At 73.4% G+C, this 21193-nt stretch carries 17 protein-coding genes; 10 read left to right on the top strand and 7 right to left on the bottom strand.

Annotated elements, in window-relative coordinates; genetic code table 11:
• Positions 1-10: 10 nt before the first annotated feature.
• Positions 11-1708 (bottom strand): succinic semialdehyde dehydrogenase, encoded by a 1698-nt coding sequence (locus tag ACZ5XZ_RS25550; RefSeq protein WP_468981876.1) that lies wholly within the window; start codon positions 1706-1708, stop codon positions 11-13.
• A gap of 165 nt (positions 1709-1873) precedes the next feature.
• Positions 1874-3727 (bottom strand): serine/threonine-protein kinase, encoded by a 1854-nt coding sequence (locus tag ACZ5XZ_RS25545; RefSeq protein WP_468981874.1) that lies wholly within the window; start codon positions 3725-3727, stop codon positions 1874-1876.
• A 109-nt stretch (positions 3728-3836) separates the two neighbouring features.
• On the opposite strand from ACZ5XZ_RS25545, the gene ACZ5XZ_RS25540 reads away from it, so the two are divergent.
• The 4 genes from ACZ5XZ_RS25540 to ACZ5XZ_RS25525 all read left to right on the top strand — a co-directional run bounded on the left by ACZ5XZ_RS25540 (position 3837) and on the right by ACZ5XZ_RS25525 (position 7778).
• Complete coding sequence (locus tag ACZ5XZ_RS25540; protein WP_468981871.1) at positions 3837-4307, top strand: hypothetical protein; 471 nt, start codon at positions 3837-3839, stop codon at positions 4305-4307.
• Positions 4308-4437: 130 nt separating this feature from the next.
• Positions 4438-5463 carry a hypothetical protein gene (locus ACZ5XZ_RS25535; RefSeq protein ID WP_468981869.1) on the top strand — a complete coding sequence of 342 codons (1026 nt, stop codon included), beginning with the start codon at positions 4438-4440 and terminating at the stop codon, positions 5461-5463.
• Between the two features lie 390 nt (positions 5464-5853).
• Positions 5854-6516 (top strand): response regulator, encoded by a 663-nt coding sequence (locus ACZ5XZ_RS25530; RefSeq protein WP_468981867.1) that lies wholly within the window; start codon positions 5854-5856, stop codon positions 6514-6516.
• A 20-nt stretch (positions 6517-6536) separates the two neighbouring features.
• Positions 6537-7778 (top strand): sensor histidine kinase, encoded by a 1242-nt coding sequence (locus tag ACZ5XZ_RS25525; protein ID WP_468982158.1) that lies wholly within the window; start codon positions 6537-6539, stop codon positions 7776-7778.
• A gap of 67 nt (positions 7779-7845) precedes the next feature.
• Here the strand turns inward: ACZ5XZ_RS25525 and ACZ5XZ_RS25520 are convergent, their stop codons facing one another.
• Entirely contained in the window at positions 7846-8220 is a 375-nt protein-coding gene (locus tag ACZ5XZ_RS25520) for an STAS domain-containing protein (RefSeq protein ID WP_384425161.1), read from the bottom strand.
• 522 nt (positions 8221-8742) lie between these two features.
• Between ACZ5XZ_RS25520 and ACZ5XZ_RS25515 the strand changes: the two genes are divergently transcribed.
• Positions 8743-9438 carry an RNA polymerase sigma factor gene (locus ACZ5XZ_RS25515; RefSeq protein ID WP_468981864.1) on the top strand — a complete coding sequence of 232 codons (696 nt, stop codon included), beginning with the start codon at positions 8743-8745 and terminating at the stop codon, positions 9436-9438.
• Complete coding sequence (locus ACZ5XZ_RS25510; protein ID WP_468981862.1) at positions 9435-10811, top strand: zf-HC2 domain-containing protein; 1377 nt, start codon at positions 9435-9437, stop codon at positions 10809-10811. The genes ACZ5XZ_RS25515 and ACZ5XZ_RS25510 overlap by 4 nt, the downstream gene beginning before the upstream one ends.
• Positions 10812-10990: 179 nt before the next feature.
• Here ACZ5XZ_RS25510 and purU read toward each other — a convergent pair whose 3' ends face one another.
• Positions 10991-11881: a formyltetrahydrofolate deformylase gene (gene purU, locus ACZ5XZ_RS25505; protein WP_468981861.1), complete on the bottom strand. Its 891-nt coding sequence runs from the start codon at positions 11879-11881 to the stop codon at positions 10991-10993.
• 109 nt (positions 11882-11990) lie between these two features.
• Positions 11991-12449 (bottom strand): SCO4402 family protein, encoded by a 459-nt coding sequence (locus ACZ5XZ_RS25500; protein WP_468981858.1) that lies wholly within the window; start codon positions 12447-12449, stop codon positions 11991-11993.
• A 171-nt stretch (positions 12450-12620) separates the two neighbouring features.
• Between ACZ5XZ_RS25500 and ACZ5XZ_RS25495 the strand changes: the two genes are divergently transcribed.
• Complete coding sequence (locus tag ACZ5XZ_RS25495; protein ID WP_468981855.1) at positions 12621-13970, top strand: ABC transporter substrate-binding protein; 1350 nt, start codon at positions 12621-12623, stop codon at positions 13968-13970.
• Positions 13971-14041: 71 nt separating this feature from the next.
• Here ACZ5XZ_RS25495 and ACZ5XZ_RS25490 read toward each other — a convergent pair whose 3' ends face one another.
• Together ACZ5XZ_RS25490 and ACZ5XZ_RS25485 are read right to left on the bottom strand one after the other, a co-directional pair.
• Positions 14042-15736: a flagellar basal body-associated FliL family protein gene (locus tag ACZ5XZ_RS25490; protein ID WP_468981853.1), complete on the bottom strand. Its 1695-nt coding sequence runs from the start codon at positions 15734-15736 to the stop codon at positions 14042-14044.
• Between the two features lie 139 nt (positions 15737-15875).
• Positions 15876-17270, bottom strand: coding sequence for a transcriptional regulator (locus tag ACZ5XZ_RS25485; RefSeq protein WP_468981851.1), 1395 nt, complete (start codon positions 17268-17270; stop codon positions 15876-15878).
• Positions 17271-17762: 492 nt separating this feature from the next.
• Here ACZ5XZ_RS25485 and ACZ5XZ_RS25480 point away from each other — a divergent pair, with 492 nt between their 5' ends.
• The 3 genes from ACZ5XZ_RS25480 (at position 17763) to ACZ5XZ_RS25470 (ending at position 21068) form a co-directional block, all read left to right on the top strand.
• Positions 17763-18434, top strand: coding sequence for a bifunctional DNA primase/polymerase (locus tag ACZ5XZ_RS25480; RefSeq protein ID WP_384425146.1), 672 nt, complete (start codon positions 17763-17765; stop codon positions 18432-18434).
• A 121-nt stretch (positions 18435-18555) separates the two neighbouring features.
• A complete protein-coding gene (locus ACZ5XZ_RS25475; RefSeq protein ID WP_468981849.1) occupies positions 18556-19434 on the top strand; it encodes an ABC transporter ATP-binding protein in 879 nt (292 codons plus the stop codon).
• Positions 19431-21068: a transporter gene (locus ACZ5XZ_RS25470; RefSeq protein ID WP_468981847.1), complete on the top strand. Its 1638-nt coding sequence runs from the start codon at positions 19431-19433 to the stop codon at positions 21066-21068. Before ACZ5XZ_RS25475 ends, ACZ5XZ_RS25470 begins: the two co-directional genes overlap by 4 nt.
• Positions 21069-21193: the final 125 nt, after the last annotated feature.

The raw sequence follows: 21193 nt of genomic DNA, 5'->3' as shown, positions 1-21193 counted from the left end.
CGCGGGCCGTTCACCTCAGGCGCAGCGCCTTCATCGCGCGCAGGCTGCGGGTCATGAACCGGGCGTACTTCTCGTCGGTCATCCCGAAGGACGGCGCCAGCGGCATCAGCCTCTGGTGGGCGACGGTCTGGGCCTCGGTGTACTTGAGGATGCCCTCGGACCCGTGGCGCCGGCCCAGGCCGGAGTCGCCCATGCCGCCCATCGGGGACTGGACGCTGCCGTAGCCGGCGGCGTAGGACTCGTTGACGTTGACCGTGCCGGTGCGCAGCCGGGCGGCGACCGCGCGGCCGCGCCGGCCGTCCTTGGACCAGACGCTGGAATTGAGGCCGTACGGCGTGGCGTTGGCGAGCGCCACCGCCTCGTCCTCGTCGCTGAAGCGGTAGACGGAGACGACCGGGCCGAAGGTCTCCTCGCCGCAGACGGCCATCGGGGCCTGGACGCCGTCGAGGATGGTCGGCTCGTAGAAGAGCGGGCCGATGTCGGGGCGGGGGCGGCCGCCGGCGACCAGCACGGCGCCCTTGGCGACGGCCTCCTCGACATGGCGGGTGACGGTCTCCAGCTGGCGCTCGCCGACCAGCGAGCCCATGTCGGCTCCGTACGCCAGGGAGTTGCCCAGCCGCATCGCCTTGGTGCGGGCGGCGAAGCGCTGCAGGAAGTCGTCGGCGATGGACTCGTGGACGTACAGCCGCTCGATGGAGATGCACAGCTGGCCGGCGGAGGAGAAGCAGCCGCGGACGGCGCCGGCGGCGGCCTTGTCCACATCGGCGTCCTGCAGCACCAGCATGGCGTTCTTGCCGCCGAGTTCGAGGGAGACGCCGATCAGGCGGGCGGCGGCGCCCTGGGCGACCTCGCGGCCGGTCCGGGTCGAGCCGGTGAACGAGACGTAGTCGGCGTGCTCGACGACGGCGGGGCCGACCACCGGGCCCTCACCGATCACGACCTGCCAGACGTCTTCCGGCAGCCCGGCCTCGATGAGCTGCTCACGGGCCCACAGCGCGGTCAGCGCGGTCTCCGTGTCGGGCTTCATCACCACGGCGTTGCCCGCGACGAAGGCCGGCAGGGCGTCGCCGACGGAGAGTTCGAAGGGGTAGTTCCAGGGGGCGATCTGCCCGACGACGCCGCGGGGCTGGCGGAGTTCGGTGACCTTGGTGAGGGTCGGTACGACGCCGGTGTGGCCCTTGGGCCTGAGGTAGGCGGGGCCCTTGCGGCCGTAGTGGCGGGCGGCGACGGCGACCGCCTGCACCTCCTCGTGGGCGTGCAGCCGCGCCTTGCCGGTCTCCAGCTGGATCAGGTCGAGCACCTCGGCCTGGCGGCGCAGCACCAGGTCGTGGAAGCGCAGCAGGACCGCGGCGCGCTGCTTGAGGGGGACCTTGGCCCAGCGCTCCTGGGCGGCGCGGGCGCGCTCGAAGGCGGTGGCGACGTCCTCGGGGGTGGACTCCGGCAGGTCGGCCAGCTTTTCGCCGGTGAACGGGGTGTGGTTGGCCGTGCGCCCGCTGCCGATCACGGCGCGGGTGAGCCGGGCGGCGACCTCGGGGGTGACCACGTCCGCGGCGGTACGGACGCCGGCCGGAGCCGGCGCGACGGGGTTGCCTCCCCCGCCGGCGGTGGGAGCTTCGGCGGGGGCCCCGTCGGCGGCGGAGACGGGGGTCCCTCCCTCGCGAGCGGAGCCGAGCGTGGAGGATGTTCCGGTGTCCTGCGAGTCCGTCATGCGGGCGAGCGTATTCCTCCCCGGACGCTTTGTGTACCCGGCAGTAATAGGTTTTCACGCGGCGCCCACCATCGCGCCAGTGTTTGCTGGCCACAAGGGCGCTGGTCTGGGACGACCGGGAGCCTTGGCACCGCGTCCGCCGCCGGCGGGCCGTTTCGCCCGCGGTTACGCCCCGGACAGCCGGAACGCGTCGATCGCGGTGTCGAAGTGGCGTTTGGCCTCCGTGCGCGAGGCGACCGGTGAGGAGATCCAGACGTCGATCATCTTCCCGCCCTCGTCCCAGCTGAGGTCGTAGGTGTAGCGCGAGCCGCCGTCCGCCGCGCTGCCGTCCCAGACGAACTCCCACAGCCCGGCCTGCAGGCCGTTGTGGGTGGTCTCGGTGACCTGGCCCTGACGGTAGCCGCGGTAGTCGGCGGGGCCCCGCGCGTCCGCGGTGCGCATCGCGCCGATCGGCCCCTGCGGCACCTGCCGCTGGAGCTGGACGCCGATCCGGAACCGCTTGCCCTGGGAGTAGTAGTAGACCCGGTCGTTCTCGTAACTGCGGGTGAAGCCGTCCGGGACGGCGAGCGCGAAGCCGACCGGGTCGCGGACCAGGCGGTATCCGGCGGGGATCCGCTCGGTGGCGCCCGACGACGGCGCGGAGGTGACCGGGGCGGTGGGCGTCGGCGTGCCGGGCTTCTTCGTGGGCTTGTCGTGCGAGGCCTGCTGCGAGTGGCCGGGGCGGCCGGCCCGGCCGCCGCCGTCGCCGCCGGTGCCGGCCTGGTTCATCAGCAGGGCCGTGATGCCCGCGCCGGCGCCGCCGATCACCACCACCGCGAGCGCGAGGAGCAGCGCGGTGCGGGTGCGTCCGGTGTGCGGGCGGGCGGCGGCGGCCAGCGCCCGCTCGTCGAGCGCGTCGCGGATCGGCATGCCCGGCGTGCGGCCGCCCGTACGGCCGACGGGCGGTCCGGCACCGGCGGGCGTACGGCCCGGGCCGGGACCGGGCGAGGTGCGGGGCGTCGCAGCCAGGCCCAGGGGGTCCTCGCTGGGCGGGTGCTGGCCGGCGAGCCCGCCGTCGGGGCCGTCGTAGGAGGGGGCGTGCGCTCCCGGTCCGGGCAGCGGGGCCGCGACCGGGCCGGCGGCCATGGCCCCGGGGCCGCGACCGGGCCCGAAGCCCCCGAGCCCGCCCGCCCCGCGCCCGGGGACGCGGCCCGACTGCAGATAGCCGCGCAGCAGCTGCTCGGTCTCGGCCACGCCCAGCCGGCGCTCCGGATCGCGCTCCAGCAGGCCGCCGACGACGGTCTGCAACGGGCGGGCGGACTCCGGGAGTTCGATCTCGTCGTACACGACGGCGTGCAGCACGCCGCCCAGCGAGTCGCGCTGGAAGGGCGACTGGCCGCTGAGGGCGGCGCACAGCAGCACCCCGAGCGACCAGAGGTCGGCCTCGGGGCCGGCGCCGCGCCCGGCCATCCGCTCCGGCGCGGTGTACTCGGGCGAGCCGACGAAGCCGCCCGCGTCGGTCAGCGTGGCGACGCCGGGGACCTGCGCGATACCGAAGTCGGTGAGCACGACCCGGCCACTGCCCGACTCCATCAGGACGTTGGCGGGCTTGATGTCGCGGTGCAGCACCCCGCGGGTGTGCGCGGCACGCAGCGCACCCAGCAGCGCCACGGCGATCCGCGCCGCCTCACGCGGGGCGACCGGCCCGCCGCTGTGCAGCCGGTCGGCCAGCGACGCGCCCTCCACCAGCTCCATCACGATCCACGGCCGGCCGTCCTGCTCGACGACGTCATGGACGACGATCACATTGGGGTGCTTGATCTGGGCGACGGTGCGGGCCTCGCGCATCGCCCGCTCGCGCTGCACCCGGGCCTCGGGCCCGTCCGTCTCCTCGTCCAAGTGCAGCTCTTTGACCGCGACTTGACGCCCGAGCAATTCGTCGGTGGCCCGCCAGACCGTACCCATGCCGCCGCGGCCCAGCCGTATTCCCAGGCGGTACCGGCCACCGATCAGTCGGCCCTCGCCCCCGAAGATCCCCATGGCTCCATCTTGCCGCACCGCCGCCCGCCCGAGGGGGGCGGCACCCCACGCAAACGGCCTCACGGCCATGCCCTGCCGCTGACCTGGACCGCTGTGGTCCACTGCTCCTATGGAGGCAGTTGTCGCAAGCGTCGTGGCCGTACTCGGCACCCTGCTGGGTTCCGGCATCACCCACCTCTTCCAGGGCCGGGCGGCCGACCGCAGCGAGCGGTTCGCCCGCGCGGAGCGGCTGCGCCAGGAGCGCATCGACGCGTACTGCGCCTACGCCGGGGCGCTGCTGGATTACCGCCGGGTCCTCGTCCACCGCTGGTTCGTCCTCCACGAGGACGACCGCTGCGACGAGGACTCCCCGCAGCTGCGCGAGGAGGTGTACAAGACCCGCTACACGGCCCAAGAAGCCATGTTCCGGGCGCAGATGGTGACCGACGACCCCCGGATACTCGACCGCGCCGAGCAGGTGATGGCGGCGGTGACCGAGCTGCACTGGGTCGACGACCGGGAGGCCCTCACGGAGGCGCGGGCCACCACCCGCCAGGGCATACGGGACTTCCTCGCGGCAACGGCACACCAGGTGCGCTGAGCACACGAATCGCCCCGTCCGACACACGGGGTGGAACCTCCACCGGCTCTGTCACCGTCCTTGACACAGTGAGGCATCCGTACGGGACGGGCCGGTGCGGCGGCTGCGAGAGGCGGAGCGGGGGTCGGCCATGGTGATGCAGGACGGCGGAACGGTGGACGTCCGGCCGGGCACCGACCCCGGACGGGCCGCCCCCGAGCACCGCGGCGCCTACCTCGCGACCGGACTGTGCCTGGCGCTCTACGCCGGCACGCTGCTCGCCTGGATCGTCTACGGCATCGCCCAGGGCGACGGCACCGTCTTCGACTTCCTGGAGGGGCTGTTCAACCCGGGCGCCTCGCCCGTGTCCCAGGTGCTCGGCCCCTACGAGTGGTCCTTCACGGTCGTGTTCGCGGTGACCTCGGGGCTGGCCCTGGCGCAGCGGCGGGTGGCGCGCTCGGCCGCGCTGCTGTCCGGCGCGCTGCTGCTCGCCGTCTCCCTGCGGGAGGCCGTGGGCCTGTTCGACGCCGGCTACCGCACCCAGTACGCCCACGACGAGCTGGGCGGCTGGGCGCTGGCCACCCGCGGCCTGGGGCTGGTGGTGGCGCTGGTCGTGCTGGCGCTGCTGCTCCCGGCCGCGGAGGGAGGAGGCGGCGAGCGCCGGCGCACCGGCCTTGCGGCGTCCTGGCGCCGCTCCTCGCGCATCTGCGGCGTCCTGCTGCTGTTCATGGGCCTGGCCCGGCTCGGCTGGACCGTGCGGGCCCTGACGAGCAGTGGAACGGACGTGGTGCACTATCTGCGCGGCGCGGTCGACGGCTCCGTCCTGGGCACGCTGGATCTGGCGGCGTCCACCGAGTTCACCACCATCGCCTCGGTCATCACGCTGCTGGTCCTCGGGGCGCTGGCCCTGCGCGGGCGGCGCGACGTGCGCGGTGCGCTGCTGCTGTTCGCGGCGGTCGAGCTGTATCTGACCGTACGGACGGTGGTCTGGCTGACCGTGACCGACTTCTTCAACCGGTCCTTCGAGACGACCGAGGGGGCGCTGTCCATGGCGACCACGGCCTACGGACTGGCGGCGATGACGTCGGTGGTGGTGCTGGCGACCGGCCGCGGCTTCGGGCCGTACGGCGGAATGCTCGCGGAGGGCTTACGCACGGCGCGGACGGGGCGTTTCTAAGGCCCGTCGGGGAGAGCGGGCGGCGGAGCCCGGAGGGCCGTACGCCGGTCTTGGGCGGGCATTTGGGCGGTGCGGGGGAGATCCCCCTCCGAACCGCCCCCGCACGCCAAAGACGGCCGCCGCGTGTGGGGGTCGCGACGGCCGCCGATGTGAACTGCAACGCGTCCTGGGCTTGTGGCCTCTTCAGTGGTGCAGCATGTGGACCACTCTGCCTGTGGGGGGCTCCTCATGGCATCCTCCCGAGGTCGCGGGCTCACCCCCGCCGCTCGGCGGGGGTGGGGGTCCGTCGATGGGCGGGCCCGGGCGGGTGGGGTACGGAGCCGCGCAGCGACGGGCGGTTCCGCGGACTCGGATGGGTGTGAACCAGCAGGAATCAGAAAGGGGCGGCCGGTGATCCGTGTCGCTGTGGTGGACGACGAGCGGCTGGTCAGATCCGGACTGCGGATGATCCTGGGCACCGCCCCGGACATCGAGATGGTCGCGGACTGCGGAGGCGCACAGGCCGTGGAGACCGTGCTGCGCTGCGCGGCCGAGGTCGTACTGCTCGACATCCGGATGCCGGACGTCGACGGGCTGACCGTGCTGCGCCGGCTGCGCGCCGCCCCGAACCCCCCGGCCGTGGCGATGCTGACCACCTTCGACGCCCAGGAGTACCTGACCGCGGCGCTGCGCGAGGGCGCGGCCGGCTTCCTGCTCAAGGACTCCGACCCGGAGCAACTGCTGCGGGCCGTACGCACCCTGGCGGCGGGCGGCAGCGTGCTGGATCCGGGGGTGACGCGGGCGGTGATCGGCGGCTATCTGACCGCCGAGGACCAGGCCGCCGCGGCACGGGCGGTCAGCGGGCTGACGCCACGGGAGTCGCAGGTGCTCGCCCTGCTCGGCGAGGGGCTGGGCAACGCCCAGATAGCCGACCGGATGGGGCTGGCCCCCAGTACGGTCAAGGACCATGTACGGGCCCTGCTGGGCAAATTGGGCGGGATCAACCGCATACAGGCGGCGATCGTCGCCGACCGCGCGGGCCTGGTGAGCGGCGCTCCCCGGGGGGCGTGGTGAGCGCGGCGGGCGGCGGGCGGCTGCTCGCCCGGGGGACGGCGGCCTGGCGGGCGCTGTCAGGGGGCACGTGGGGGCGGCGGGCCCGCCCGGTCACCCTGGTGGTGGTGCCGGTCCTGCTGGCGATCGCCGACGCGGTGCTGGTCAACGGCCTGGAACTGGCCCTGGAGCTGGGCGTGTCGGTGGTGGCCGCGGCGGCCCTGCTGCTGCGCCACCGCTTCCCGCTGCCGGTCTTCCTGGTCACCCTTCCCGGCCTGTACATCGGCTACATCTGGTTCGCGCCGATGATCGCGCTCTACACGCTGTCCGCCCGGCGGCCCGGCCGGGCGCGGCTCGGGATCTGCGCGGTGCTGCTGATCGCCGCGCACTTCTTCCCGTATCCGATCTCCGACTTCGAGCTCACCGAGTACCGCGAGAACACCCTGGTGCTGATCGACGCCTGCGTCACCTCGGCCACACCGATCGCCCTGGGCCTGCTGGTGCGCACCCGCCGGGAACTCGCCTCCCGCGTCGAGGACCTGACCCGCAGCCTGCGCCGCGAGGACCGGCTGCTGGCGGACCGGGTCAAGACCACCGAACGGGCCCGGCTCGCCCGGGAGATGCACGACGTGGTCGCCCACCAGGTCAGCCTGATCAGCCTGCAGGCCGGGGCGGTGCAGGTCAGTACGGAGGACGAGGCGGCGCGCACAGGGGCCCGGACGATCCGGGAGCTGTCCGTGCGGACGCTGGAGGAGCTGCGGCACATGGTCGGCGTGCTGCGCGCGGACGGCGGTGTGGCGGCCGAGGCGCACGGTCTGGCGCCGCAGCCCGACCTGGAAGAGCTGCCGCGGCTGATCGAGATGAGCGCGCTGGACGTGACGTACGAGGGCGGTGTGGTGGCCGGGGCGAGCGGCGCGAAGACCGTGGAGCGGGCCGCCTTCCGTACGGTCCAGGAGGCGCTGACCAACGTGCGCAAGCATGCGCCGGGGGCGCGGGTGCGGGTCCGGGTCGACCCCGTGGAGGCCGTCGACGGGGGGCGTGGCGCCTCGGGCACGGCGGACGGGGAGGCCGGGGCGGACGCGGGCCGTACGGCGCCGGGGCTGCGGGTGGAGATCCGCAACGGGCCGCCGGACGCGACGGCGACGGTCCCCGCGCTTCCCGGGGGCGGCCATGGCCTGGTGGGGCTGCGCGAGCGGGCGCAGAGTCTGGGCGGGACGCTGGAGGCGCGCCACACCTCGGACGGCGGCTTCGTCGTACGGGCGGAGTTCCCCTACACGGCGGGGTGAGCCGGGCGGGGAGAAGCGTGGTGCGCGGGGCGCTGCGGGGCCGGGTGGCGCGGGCGGCCCGGTGGTGTCAGGCGGAGAGCGGTGCGGCGGCCTCGTCGACGGCGGTGTGCAGGTCCGGGTAGACCTCGAAGAGCCGGCGGACGCCGAGCGCGGCGAGCACCCGGTTGACGTGCGAGCCGTCGACGGCGCCCTGCGCGGGCAGGATCAGCCGCAGCCGCCCCTGACAGGAGCGCATGAGCCGGCGGGCGGCGATCAGCACGCCGACGCCGCTGGAATCGCAGAACCGGACCTCGGAGAGATCGAGTACGAGCGATCTCCGGCCCTCCGCCACCGCATCGTGCACATGCTGGCGCACCGCAGGCGACGTGACCAGGTCCATCTCGCCGGAGACCTGGAGTACGGCCCAGGGGCCCTGTGCGTCCTCTGCCACCTTCAACGACACGCGCTCGAAGCCTTTCGCTCGCTTTCGGACTGGATGTGTCCGGTTGCGTCCGAAACTCATCCTTCCCCGGCTCGACTGCCCGGCCTCGATGCCCTGAAACACTGACGAATCCTTGGCGCGTCCGCGGCGCAACAAGCCGTTGCCACCCAAGGCTATGCCCAGGAGGCGGGGGCAATTCGCCGGCACCTGATCACACCCGGATAACAGATCACCTCATACGAGCGTGAACGCTCCCCGATCGAGCGGGTTCCCGCACCGACGCCCAGCATCGCGCCACGCCGGGCGGCGGCCACCACCGGACGCGTCGGCCGCCGCCCGGCAAGGGCTCCGGCCGTCAGCTCTTACCACCCGCGTCCCCCTCAGGGTTCGGTTTGCCGCAAAGGAGCGTGCATTGTCGGACCCGCGCATTACATTCGATGACACGGCGAAATCTGTGACCGTGCACACAGATCTGGGCAAGAGGTGTGCAGGAGTGACGACTGAGGTGTGAGCCTGCAGGCGACGGGCAGGGATGGGGGTCCGATGGGACACGACGCGCCACCGCGGTGGGACAGGCGGATGCAGCAGCGGCTCGCCCGCGGCGAGGCGGCCGCGCTCGGCGAGCTCTACGACCGCTTCGCCTCGCTCGTGCACAGCCTCGCCTACCGCGTCCTGGACGACGAGGACGCCGCCGACCGCATCACCCGCGAAGTCTTCGGCTACGTCTGGGAGCACCCCGACACCTACGACCCCAAGCAGGGCCCGCTGCGCTCCTGGGTCGCCGGCATCACCCGCCATCAGGCCGTGGCACGGCTGCGCCAGACCGAGGCCGCCTCGGCGCGCGACGGCGGCGAGGACGCCCCCGCGCCCGCCGAGATAGAGCAGAAGATCCGCGACGCCTCCACGGCGGCCCGCGCCGACTACATCGTCACGTCCATGCCCGCGCCGCTGCGGGCGGCGCTGGAGCTGGCGTACTTCCAGCGCCGCGACTACCGCCAGACCGCCGCCGACCTCGGCGTCACCGAGGACGAGGCGCGCCGCCGGCTGCGCCTGGGCCTGCAGTTGCTGTCCACCGCCCACAACCACCAGGTCCTGCCGCCCGCCCACCGCACCACCTACGCGTCGAGCACGGTACGCGCCACGTCCGCCACACCCCGCCTGCCGCAGCCGCCGCACGCCCGGCACAGCGGCCCCGGCTCCGCTTCACCGCCCGGCCCGGGCCGCGGACGGGCACTGTGAACGGCCCCGGCGAGTGGGACGACCGCGAACTGCCCGGCGGCCCCGGTGAACGGCCGCGGATACCGGGACCGCGCGCCGCCGCCGAGGACCGCGGCCCACTCCCGGACCCGCCCGCCGCACCCGCCGGCGCTCCGGCGGGCGATCCCGGCGCGGGCGCCATCCCCCGCCAAGACTCCCCGCGCGCGAACTCCCCGCGCGAACCGGAAGCCGAGCCCGTGACCGACCCCGCCACCGCACCCGCCCCACTCCCCACACCGGCGCCCGCCCCGCCGCACCGCGTACTGAAGTCCCTGCTCGGCGCCTGGGCACTGGCGGCCTGCTCCCCCGAGGAGACCGCCGCCGTGGAGGCGCATCTGACCGACTGCGCCTCCTGCGCGGACGAGGCGCTGCGGCTGCGCGACGCCGTCGGACTGCTGCACCCGGCCGACAGCCTCGACCTGGATCCGCTGCTGCGCTCCCGGGTGCTGGAGGGCTGCCTGGGCCGCCGGCCGGCCCGTATCCCGGTGCCCGAGTGGGCGGTGCCCTATGACGCGGAGACCGCCAAACTGGACGCGCTGCTGCGCGACATGGGCGAGGCGGAGTGGCGCGCCCCGGTGCGGCTGCGCTGGTTCGAGGGCGAGCGCCCCGTAGAGCGGCAGACCACCGTGGCCGGTGTCATGGGGCATCTGATGGCGGTGGACGGCCTGGTCGCGACGGCGCTCGGCCTGCCCGACCCGCTCGGCACCGCCGCCCCGCCGGGCGCCCCGAACCCCCTCATCCGCACGGAGACGTTCTGGCGGGCCGCCGACACGGCCCAGAGCCCGCTGGCCACCCACGGACCGTGGCGCGACCAGAGCTACTCGCTGATAAGGCAGGTGTCGTTCGCCGGCGGCAAGGTCGCCGAACTCGCCGTGCCCTACGGCGACTTCCAGCTCGCGCTGCGCGACGCGTTTTTGGACCGCGCCTTCGAGTGCTGGGTGCACGCCGGCGACATCGCCGAGGCGGTGGACTATCCGTACGAGCCCCCGGCCGCCGGGCATCTGCACCGCATGGTCGACCTCGCCGCCCGGCTGCTGCCCAGCGCACTGGCCGACCGCCGTCGGGCCGGGCTCGCGTCGCCGCCGCAGCGGCTGGTCGAGGCGGGCGCCCCCGGCCGGACGCTCCATCTGGAGGTCGAGGGCAACGGCGGCGGGCACTGGTACATAGCGCTGGACTCACCGGCCGCCCTCGGCACACCGGACCACACCGTCGCACACATCGCCCTGGACAGCGACGAGTTCTGCCAGCTGGCCGCCGGCCACATCTCCCCCGAGGAGGCCGCCGCGGGCCAGTACGGCGAACGCGACGCGATCCGCGACGTCCTCTTCGCCACCGCGTCGCTGTCCCGCCTCTAGCGGGTGTCTCTTCGATCTCCGTGGGCCTGCCCCGTCGGACAGAGGCGCTGGGGCTCGCCGGTAGGGGCGGGTTGTCCGTAAGGGGGGTTGCCCGTAGGGGGCGGTCGAACATGTCCCGTAGGGGGTCCGAGGGCCCCCTCGGGGCCACAACGTGAGCGGTGTGGAGGGTATTCCGGCTGTTACGCGAAGACGACCGTGCGGCTGCCGTTCAGCAGCACCCGGTGCTCGCTGTGCCACTTCACCGCTCGCGCCAGCGCCTGGCACTCCACGTCCCGGCCGATCGCCACGAGCTGGTCCGGCGTGACCTCGTGGCCGACGCGCTCGACCTCCTGCTCGATGATCGGGCCCTCGTCGAGGTCCGCGGTCACGTAGTGCGCGGTGGCGCCGATGAGCTTCACGCCCCGGGCGTGGGCCTGGTGGTACGGCTTGGCGCCCTTGAAGCTCGGCAGGAAGGAGTGGTGGATGTTGATGATCCGGCCGGACAGCGCCTTGCACAGATCGTCGGAGAGCACCTGCATATAGCGGGCGAGGACCACCAGCTCGACGTTCTCCGCCTGCACCAGCTCCAGCAGCTGCGCCTCGGCCTGCGCCTTGGTGTCCCGGGTGACCGGAATGTGGTGGAAGGGAATGTCGTACGAGCCGACCAGCTCGGCGAAGTCCGTGTGGTTGGAGACCACGGCCGCGATCTCGATCGGCAGCGCGCCGATCCGGGAGCGGAAGAGCAGGTCGTTGAGGCAGTGCCCGAACTTGGACACCATCAGCACGACCCGCATCTTCTCGTCGGCCCGGTGGATCTGCCAGTCCATGCCGAAGGAGTCGCCCACCGCCGCGAAGCTGGCCCGCAGCTTCTCCACGCTCACCGACGCGTCCGCGCTGAAGTGGACGCGCATGAAGAACAGTCCGGTGTCGTGGTCGCCGAACTGCTGGCTGTCCTCGATGTTGCAGCCGGTGATGAAGAGATAGCTGGACACGGCGTGCACGATCCCCTGCTTGTCCGGGCAGGACAGCGTGAGGACGTACTGATCGTTCCGGCCGTGCTGACCGGACTGGGTGGGCTGCGACTCACTCATGCCGAAACCTCGCTGCACTCGGCCTCGCATACGCTCGACGCGCACCCTTCAATGACTCGCTCGCTTCGCTCTCTCATGACCTCATAGGGTCGCACACCCGCGGAGCAGGTCAGGCCGGGGCGTCCGCCTGACCGGTCATGATGGCCAGCACCTCCAGCGAGCGGGGCGCGGCGTCGGGGTCCTCGCCGTCCGCCGCCGCCAGCTGCACATGGGCCTCACGGGCCGCCCGTACGGCCTCCGGCCAGCCCTGGTGCGCCATGTACGCGGTCACCGGGGCGTCCGCGCCGACCTGGTGCATGATCCGCAGCACCCGCAGGACGGCGACGTCGACCAGCTGGGCCTCCTGGGCGTCACGGAAGATCGTGCCGATGTACTTGTCGGCGGACCAGTTGTCCAGCCAGGTGTCCTCGACGAGCCGGTAGACGGCGTCGGTGACATCCCCGTATCCGGGCCGGCCGGCCAGCCAGGTCTCCTGGTGGAACACGGGGTCGGAGAGCATGTGCAGCGCGGAGCGCACATTGCTGCGCCAGCGCCACCACGGCATGTCGTTGAGTGGCATGCCGCCCATGGTGGTCGAGCGGCGGCCGCGACGGGAAGACTTCTCCGAACCTTGCACAGTATTCGATCGTACGTTCTTCGCTGTTGATCTCCCGCGGCCCCCCGGAGTTCACCTCCACGTCACCACCCGTTGCCCTTTCGTCACTCGGACGTTCCTGCCGGGACGGAAGGCTGCGGTGCCATGACCGGACGGCGACGCTCCTCCTCCCGCCCCCTGCGCCACGCTCCCGCGGTCGCGATCGCTTCGGTGGTGGCAAGTACGGCGGCCATCGCGTCGTTACTCGCCGGCTGCGGCTCCCTCCCCGGATCGGGGGGTTCCGGGGAGAAGGAGCCGATCACGGTGATGACCTGGGCGCCCCAGGACACCAAGGCGACCAATATGCCGGGAATGCCGGCCATGGCGCAGGCGTACGCCCGCTGGGTCAACTCCCGCGGCGGCATCAGGGGACACCGTCTGCGGGTGCTGACCTGCAACGAGCGCAACGACTCGGTGGCCGCCGCGCAGTGCGCCCAACGGGCGGTGAGCCAGGGCGCGCTCGCCGTCGTCGGTTCCTACAGCCAGTTCGGCCGCCAGATCATGTCGCCACTGGAGGTCAAGGGAATCCCGTTCATCGGCGGCTACGGCGCCTCCGACGAGGAGTTCGAGAGCCCCCTGTCCTACCCCGTCAACGGCGGCCAGGCCTCCCTGCTCGCCGGCAACGGCCGCCAGCTGGCGGGCGACTGCCGGCACGTGGCGCTGGTCCGCCCCGACACCATCCAGGGCGACCAGATGCCCTCCCTGCTCAACTCCGGCCTACAGAGCGGCAGCCGGAAGCCGGCCAAGGACATCAAGGCACCCGAGGACGGCACCGACTACTCCGCGGAAGTGACCCGGGCCCTTGAGCAGGTGGGCGCGGACCCGGCCGTCTACGGCAGGGCGAAGGCGGGCGGCGAGGCGCCGGGCGCCTGTGTGGCGGCCGCGCTCGGCGACCACACGGACGCGTTCTTCGACTCCTTCCGCCGGCTCCAGGAGGACAGCCCCAAGGTCCGGGTCGCCTCCGTACTCGGCAGTGTCGGCCAGTCCCTGCTGAACCGTACGGGCGGTATGTCCGGGCCATTGGAGGGCGCCGACATCACCGGCTGGTACCCGGTCGCCGACGACCCCCGCTGGAACCCGATGCGCAAGGTGATCAACGACTTCGCCTTCGAGGACAACCGCGTCGACCCCGCCGACCAGGGCGTCCAGACGACCTGGATCGCCTACACCGTCCTGCGCGCCCTGATCGAGGAGCTCGACGACCAGGGCGTCGAGAACATCACCTCGCGCGGACTGCAGACGACGCTGGACCGCGGCGACCGCGCCGTCGACACCGGCGGCCTGACCCCCAAGCTGCGCTGGCGCGAGGACGACATGCTCGCCGTCCAGGACTTCCCGCGCATCGTGAACGCCATGGTGACCTACCAGGTCGTCCGCAACGGCGAACTGGTCGCCCAGCGGGGCGGCTTTGTGAACGTCACCAAGACGCTGGAGCGGCGGCAGACGGACGACTGACCGGCCGCCCGGGGAGGCGGAAACGCCCTGGGGCCCGGCCCACCGGACCGGCCCTCGCCCCGGGCGGCCGCTCAGAGCTGCTCGGGGCGGCGCTCCGTCAGGCCGTACTTCTGGGCGAGCGGGTTCCAGATCTGCGCGGCCTGCTTCTTGGCCGCGGTCGCCTGGCCGCTGGCGGCGTTGCCCTGGGCGGTCTGCCGGGTGACCCGGGCCTTGCCCTTGTGGCAGCCCTTCTTCCCGCCGACCTGGCCCGCCCAGGCCGCGTAGTGGTTGTCCGCGGAGGCCGAGGACTGCCAGGCCTTGGTGAGCGCCGCGGTCAGCTGCGCATGCTGGGGGATCTTGTCGACGGGCAGCTGCTGCAGCCGTTTGACCAGGTCGTTTCGCTGCCCGGCCGCGGCCCGCAGATCCTTCGCCGCGCCGGCGAGGTTGTCGCAGGACTTGATGCTGTTGACGGCGCCGATCACCGACGCGCGGCTGTTGTTGCTGTCGCCCAGCAACGCGTCCAGGCCCTTGGCCTGGGCCTCGGCCGGGTCGGTGGTCGGCTTCGGCTTCTCGTCCTTGGCGTCGGCGTCCTTGGCCGCGCTGCTCCCGGGGCCGGGCTTCTTCGCGGTGTCGTCGTCGCCGCCGCTCAGCGCCCAGCCGACGCCGAGGCCGGCGCCGGCGAGCGCCACCACGACGAGGCCGATGATCACGGCCGGGGCGAGGCGCCGCCGCCCGCCGCCGGCGTCGTCGTCATACGGGGCGGCCTGCTGGTCGTAGCCGCCACCGGGCGGGAACTGCTGGCCGTAGCCCTGGCCCGGCCCGCCGTACGGCGGCCGGCCCGGGTCCTCGAAGCGGGGCAGCTGCGCGGTGGAGTCCGGCGCGCCCGTCTGCTGGACGCCCGGCCCGTCGCGGAACAGGCCGTCGAACTCGGCGGGCGTGGCACGGTCGCCGGGCGCGCCCGGGCGGACGCCGTACGGCGCGCCCGGAGGCGGGGCCGGCGTGCCGGCGCCCACCGGGGCGATCAGCTGGGTGGCCTCGGAGTCGCCCGCGGCGCCGGGCATCGGCTGGGACTGCGGCATCGGCCGGCCCTGGGGGCCGCCCTGCGGCGGCTTGATGGCGCGCAGCATCGTGGTGGACTCGTCGGGCGTCTCGGGGCGCGCGGCCGCCTCGGGCGGCAGCGGCGCGGCACCCGGCCCGCCGGACCGTGCGTCGAAGGGGGGTATCAGCGTGGTCGCCTCCGCGTCGCCCGCGGCGGGCGGCAGCGGCGCGGCCTGCTGCGGCGTCGCCCGCACCAGCTCCCCCGTGGGGCCCGGCTGGGGCTGGGACGACATCTGGGGCTGCGACGGGGCCTGGGGCTGGTACGGAGCCTGAGGCGCCTGGCCGCCCTGCTGGCCGTACGGCAGGGGCGGTGCCTGCTGCCCCGGCACCTGCGGGGCCGGCGGCAGGGGCGGCATCGACGGCTGCCCCTGGGGCGGCGCCGGGAAGCCCTGGCCCCCCTGGGGCGGCGCCTGCGGCGGCATGGGGGCCTGCGGGGCCTGCGCCGGCGGCTGAGCGTAGCCCGGCTGCTGGCCGTACCCCTGCCCCTGGGCGGGCTGCTGCCCGTACGGCTCGGGGGCGGGGGCGGCCTGCTGACCGGGGCCCCAGGGCTGACCCCAGGGCTGGCCGGCCGGCGGCGCGGCCTGCTGGTCGGGCACCCACGGCTCACCGTTGGCGGGCAGCACAATGCCCTCTCGCGCGGGACCGGCCGCAGGATTCTGCGGGTCGTGGCCCTGTCCGCTCTGCGTCACCGTGACTCCTACCAACGTGCAGACCTACGGAATCGTCGGCTGCACGCTACCGGTTCGCAGCGACGTTCGACCACGCCCCCTGGTCACCGTGCGGATCCACCCCCTCTCCCGAGATCGTCCGCCCGCCGCCACGGGCCCGTCACGCCGCCGCGGCCCGCAGCTCCAGTCGCGCGCTGAACTCCCTGACGACCGGTTCGTCCCGATAAGGCTCCAAACGCAGCTGAAAGTCCTCCAGATACTCCGAGCCGCGGTCCGAGCGCAGCCCGCTCAGCAGCTCCACCGCCTGGGTACCCGTATGGCAGGCCTGCTCGACCTCGCGCTGCTGCACCTGGGCGCCGGCCAGCAGCAGCATGCCGATGGCACGGCGCCGCGCCCGGCCCTGAGGATGCCCGTTCAGCGCCTCCTGGGCGCGCTGGCCGGCGGGCCCGGGCTGCCCCAGGTCCCGGTGGCAGTGGGCGAGTTCGTCGGCCAGATACGCCTGGTCGAAGTGCGCGATCCACACCGGGTCGTCGCCCGCGTCGGTGGCCTGCTGGGCGCGCTCCATCGCGGCGACCGCCCGGCCCGCCACCACCTGGAAGGCCCGGCCGTCGCCCATCAGGGCGTGCCCGCGCGCCTCCGCCGCGCAGAACATCGCCTCGGTGCGCGGTGTGACGTGCCCGCGGGCGCCTTCCTGCGCGGCGCGCGCCAGTTGGGCGATCTCCCGTGAGTTGCCGAGCGAGGCGGCGAGATGGCTCATGCTCGCGGCGAGCACATAGCCGCCGTAGCCGCGGTCGCCGGCCGCCTGGGCCAGCCGCAGCGCCTGGATGTAGTAGCGCTGTGCGAGACCGGGCTGGCCGGTGTCGACGGCCATATAGCCGCCCAGCTCCGTCAACCGGGCCACCGCGGCGAACAGTTCCCGCCCGACGGACTCCCGGTAGGAACCGGCCAGCAACCCGGAGACGACACTGTTGAGGTAGTGCACGACGACCGGCCGGACGTGCCCGGCGCCGAAGCGGTGGTCGAGTTCGCTGAGCGCCGTGGTCATGGCGCGCACCGCCTCGACGTCCGAAACCCCGACCCGGGCCCCGGCGTTCCGGGCGACCTGGGTGTCCGCACCGGTGATCAGCCAGTCGCGGCTGGGCTCGACCAGCGCCGAGGCCGCGACCGTGGAGCCGCTGAGGAAGTCCCGTCGGCCGACATCGCTGCGCCACAGCTCGCAGACCTGCTCGATCGCTCCGAGGACGGTCGGCGAGAACTGCAGCCCCACCCCTGACGCGAGGTTCTTGCCGTCGGCCATCCCGATCTCGTCGATGGTGACCGTGCGGCCCAGCTTGCGGCCCAGTGCCTCCGCGATGACGGCCGGGGCGCGGCCGCGCGGCTGCTGCCCGCGCAGCCAACGGGCCACGGAGGTCTTGTCGTAGCGCAGGTCGAGACCGTGTTCCGCACCGCACATGTTGACGCGGCGGGCGAGCCCCGCGTTGGAACAGGCGGCTTCCTGAATGAGCGCCTGCAGCCGCTCATTGGGCTGCCGCGCGACGAGTGGCCTGGCGGCCATGCTTGTACCCCCTGGTTACTGCTGCGCGTTCGCCGTCGAACGCCGTTCCCCGTGATCGATGCCCCGCGAATATCCCGGATATCCGAGAGTTCCCGGATACGCGTGATGGGCGGGATCTGATGGATACACGCTTTGCAGCGGATGCCGGTTCATGAGCGGTTTGTGCAAGGTTCCGGGCATCCCGTGCGAAGCGCTGTTCACCGAATCCGGTCACACGCGTGGGTCACGCGACTGCTTTTGACGATCGGGGAATGGTGCGGCGGCGCTCGTGCGCAAAGAGCGGCACCGCCGTGCAGGGCCTCCCCCTCATACACCGCGGCCTGCCGCCGGGCGGCCTCTCCGCCCGTCACGCAGGTGGCTACCCGCTCACCGGGCCCCACCCGCACACGCGCCCCCACCGGTGCATCCATGCGCCCCACGTGCGAGAACGATGCGCCGGGCAGCTCATCCATTCAGCCGTAACCCTTGGTGACACGGAGAGTTGTCATATGCGTGGAAGAGACCATCGGAGTCACAGGAGCCTCGCAGATCCCCAAGCAGCGCGGCGAGCAGCTGCTCGAAACTGCGGTGCGTTACGCGGAAGAGCGGCATTGGGACGTGTTCCCCGGCGCATGGCTGGAGCACGACGGCGAGAGGCTGCGCTGCTCGTGCGAGGCCGGCGACTGCGCCGCGCCCGGCGCGCACCCCACCGCGCCCGGCTGGGCCGGGCTGGCCAGCGGCAGCGCGACGGCGGTCCGCCGCATGTGGAGCAAGCAGCCGCGGGCGTCGATCCTGCTGCCGACGGGCCGGGCGTTCGAGGCGCTCGACGTACCCGAGACCGCGGGCTGCCTGGCGCTGGCCCGTATGGAGCGGATGGGACTGACCCTCGGCCCGGTCACCCGCACCCCGGACCGCCGGATGCTCTTCCTCGTCCTGCCCGGTGCCGCGGTCAAGGTCCCCGCCCGGGTACGGGAGATCGGCTGGGCACCGGCCGGCCTCGACCTGATCTGCCGCGGCGAGGGCGAGTACATCGCCGCCCCGCCGACCCGGGTGGGCGCGCACGGCTCGGTGCAGTGGGCGCGCCGCCCCACCGCCACCAACCGCTGGCTGCCGGACGCGGACGAGCTGATCAGCCCGCTCGCGTACGCCTGCGCCCAGGACGCGGCGGCGGTCCGGGCGCGCTGACCCGCGTCCCGGCGCCGCCGCCCCCGGCCCCACGGCGCCCGCCTGTCGGTACCTGCTCGTATCGTGGGATGTCGGACGGGGGTCAGGACGGCCCCTGCGGGGACGTCGAAGGGCAGGACCGGTGGCCAACGAGCCGGAACACCACGAGGGGCGGGCCGCGACGGCACCGCCGCAGCACACATCGGCCGCCGCTTCGGGCGGGTCGGCCGCGGCGGGGGCCGCGGGCGGCCCGCCCGCAGTGCGTATCCAGGGGCTGTGGAAGAGGTTCGGCGAGCAGATCGCCGTCAACGGCATCGATCTGACGCTGCCCGCCGGCCGCTTCATCGGACTGGTCGGCCCCAACGGCGCGGGCAAGACCACCACCCTGTCCATGGTGACGGGCCTGCTGCGGCCGGACTCCGGGCAGGTCGAGATCGGCGGGCACGACGTCTGGCAGGACCCGGTCGCCGTCAAGTCCCGGATCGGTGTGCTGCCGGAGGGCCTGCGGCTCTTCGAGCGCCTCTCGGGGCGCGAACTGCTCGGCTACACCGGGCGGTTGCGCGGCCTGCCGGGCGACGAGGTCGACAAGCGGGCCGACCAGCTGCTGGACGTCCTGGACCTGTCCGGCTCCCAGCACAAGCTGGTGGTGGACTACTCCACCGGTATGCGCAAGAAGATCGGGCTGGCCGCGGCGCTGCTGCACAACCCCGAGATCCTCTTCCTCGACGAGCCCTTCGAGGGCGTCGACCCGGTGTCGGCGCAGACCATCCGCGGCGTACTGGAGCGCTACACCGCCTCCGGGGCGACGGTGATCTTCTCCAGCCATGTGATGGAGCTGGTCGAGTCGCTGTGCGACTGGGTCGCGGTGATGGCCGCCGGGCGGATCCGGGCGGACGGGCCGCTCGACGAGGTGCGCGGCGCGGCCCCCTCGCTTCAGGACGCCTTCCTCGAACTGGTCGGTGCGAACGACCGCGCCGCCGGGCAGAGCCTGGACTGGCTGGGCGGTGGCGGCGCCCGATGAGCACCGAATCCACCGCGGTGGCCGCGCGGCCGGCCGCCGCGCCGTCCCCGACCGCCGTCTTCGTACGGCTGAAGCTGTCGCTGCTGCGCAACGGGCTGCGCCAGTCGACCGGGCGCACGCTGGCGTACGTCGGATCCGTCCTCGTCGGCCTGCTGTTCGCCGCCGTCGTCGTGCTGGGGCTGACCGCGCTGCGCGGCAACGCCCACGTCGGAGCACTGGTCGTGCTGCTGACCGGCCTGCTCACGCTGGGCTGGGCGGTGATGCCGCTGTTCTTCCCCGCCTCCGACGAGACCTTGGACCCGACCCGGCTGGTCATGCTGCCGCTGCGGCCGCGCCCGCTGATCGTCTCGCTGCTGGTGGCCTCGCTCGTCGGGATCGGCCCGGTCGTCACCCTCGCGCTGGTGACCGGCGCGGTGATCGCGGTGGCCAAGGGAGCGGTCGGAGCGGTCGTCGGCGTCGTGGCCGTCGCCCTGGTGGTGCTGGTGTGCGTCTCGCTGGCGCGCGCGGTCGCCACGGCGTCGGTGCGGCTGCTGACCAGCCGCCGCGGCCGCGATCTCGCCGTCCTGAGCGGACTGTTCATCGCGATCGGCGCACAGGGCGTCAACATCGCCGCCCAGCGACTGGGCCGCCCCGACGGCCTGTCCGTACTGGAGCCGCTGGGCGATGTGCTGCGCTGGGTGCCGCCGGCCTCGGCCGTCAGCGCCGTCGAGGACGCCGGAAACGGCGCGTACGGGCGGGCGCTGGCCGGGCTGGCGCTGGCGGCGCTGGCACTGGCGGCACTGCTGTGGTGGTGGCAGCGCACCCTGACCGCCCTGATGACGTCGCCGGACTCCTCCACCCTCCAGGCGGTCGAGAAGGACAGCGCGCGCCGTTCCGGCACGGGCGAGCGGGGGCTCGCGCGGCTGCTGCCGGACGGCCGTACGGGCACGGTCATGCTCCGCACGCTGCGCTACGCCTGGCGCGACCCCAAGTCGAAGATGTCCTGGGCGACGTCGATCGGCGTCGGCCTGCTGGTGCCGATCGTCTCGTCCGTGCAGGGCAACGGCAGCATCTACACCGCGTTCTCGGCGTCCGCGCTGCTCGGGATGCAGATGTACAACCAGTTCGGGCAGGACACCTCGGCGTTCTGGATGGTCGCCTCGACGATCGCCACGCGGCGGGACGCCTATCAGGAGTTGCGGGCCCGTGCACTGGCGCTGGCAATGGTGGCCGTCCCGTACGTCACGCTGGTCGTCGTCGGCTCCGCGGCACTCATCGGGCCGTGGTCGGACTTCGTGGAGGTCTACGGGCTCTCGCTGGCCGTGCTGGGCGCCCTGATGGCCACCGGCGCGCTGTCGTCGGCACTCTTCCCGTACTCGATCCCCTCGGAGGGCAACAAGAACGTCGCTCCCGGGCAGGGCGCCATCGCGTGGTTCAGCCTCTTCGGCGGCGTACTGGTGGGCGCGGTGCTGTGCTCGCCGCTGCTGGCGCTGACGATCTGGCTGCACGTCGCGGACCTGCACGCGCTGCTGTGGGTCCTGCTGCCGGTCGGTGCGGTCTACGGCGCGGTGATCGCCGAGCTGGGCCTGCGGGTGGCGGCACCCCGCGTGGCCCGTCGGCTGCCGGAGATCCTGGGGGCGGTCAGCAAGGGGTGAGCCGGTGAGCCCCTAGGTCGTGTCCGCAAGGTCCCGTCGTCCGCCCGTAGGGCGGGGCCTGCGGCGTCTGGTGCGTGCGATCGCAAGGCGGAGGGTCGTCCTCGTAGTGGGTCTACGTGGACGAT

The organism is Streptomyces sp. NPDC033270 (assembly GCF_055576575.1).
This window is presented reverse-complemented; position numbering and strand designations above follow the sequence as displayed.

What these genes read in the sequence shown, in the direction of transcription:
- ACZ5XZ_RS25550 (WP_468981876.1), bottom strand. Translation starts at nt 1,708, where the DNA reads ATGACGGACTCGCAGGACACCGGAACATCCTCCACGCTCGGCTCCGCT.
- ACZ5XZ_RS25545 (WP_468981874.1), bottom strand. Translation starts at nt 3,727, where the DNA reads ATGGGGATCTTCGGGGGCGAGGGCCGACTGATCGGTGGCCGGTACCGC.
- ACZ5XZ_RS25540 (WP_468981871.1), top strand. Translation starts at nt 3,837, where the DNA reads ATGGAGGCAGTTGTCGCAAGCGTCGTGGCCGTACTCGGCACCCTGCTG.
- ACZ5XZ_RS25535 (WP_468981869.1), top strand. Translation starts at nt 4,438, where the DNA reads ATGGTGATGCAGGACGGCGGAACGGTGGACGTCCGGCCGGGCACCGAC.
- ACZ5XZ_RS25515 (WP_468981864.1), top strand. Translation starts at nt 8,743, where the DNA reads ATGGGACACGACGCGCCACCGCGGTGGGACAGGCGGATGCAGCAGCGG.
- purU (WP_468981861.1), bottom strand. Translation starts at nt 11,881, where the DNA reads ATGAGTGAGTCGCAGCCCACCCAGTCCGGTCAGCACGGCCGGAACGAT.
- ACZ5XZ_RS25500 (WP_468981858.1), bottom strand. Translation starts at nt 12,449, where the DNA reads ATGGGCGGCATGCCACTCAACGACATGCCGTGGTGGCGCTGGCGCAGC.
- ACZ5XZ_RS25495 (WP_468981855.1), top strand. Translation starts at nt 12,621, where the DNA reads ATGACCGGACGGCGACGCTCCTCCTCCCGCCCCCTGCGCCACGCTCCC.
- ACZ5XZ_RS25485 (WP_468981851.1), bottom strand. Translation starts at nt 17,270, where the DNA reads ATGGCCGCCAGGCCACTCGTCGCGCGGCAGCCCAATGAGCGGCTGCAG.
- ACZ5XZ_RS25470 (WP_468981847.1), top strand. Translation starts at nt 19,431, where the DNA reads ATGAGCACCGAATCCACCGCGGTGGCCGCGCGGCCGGCCGCCGCGCCG.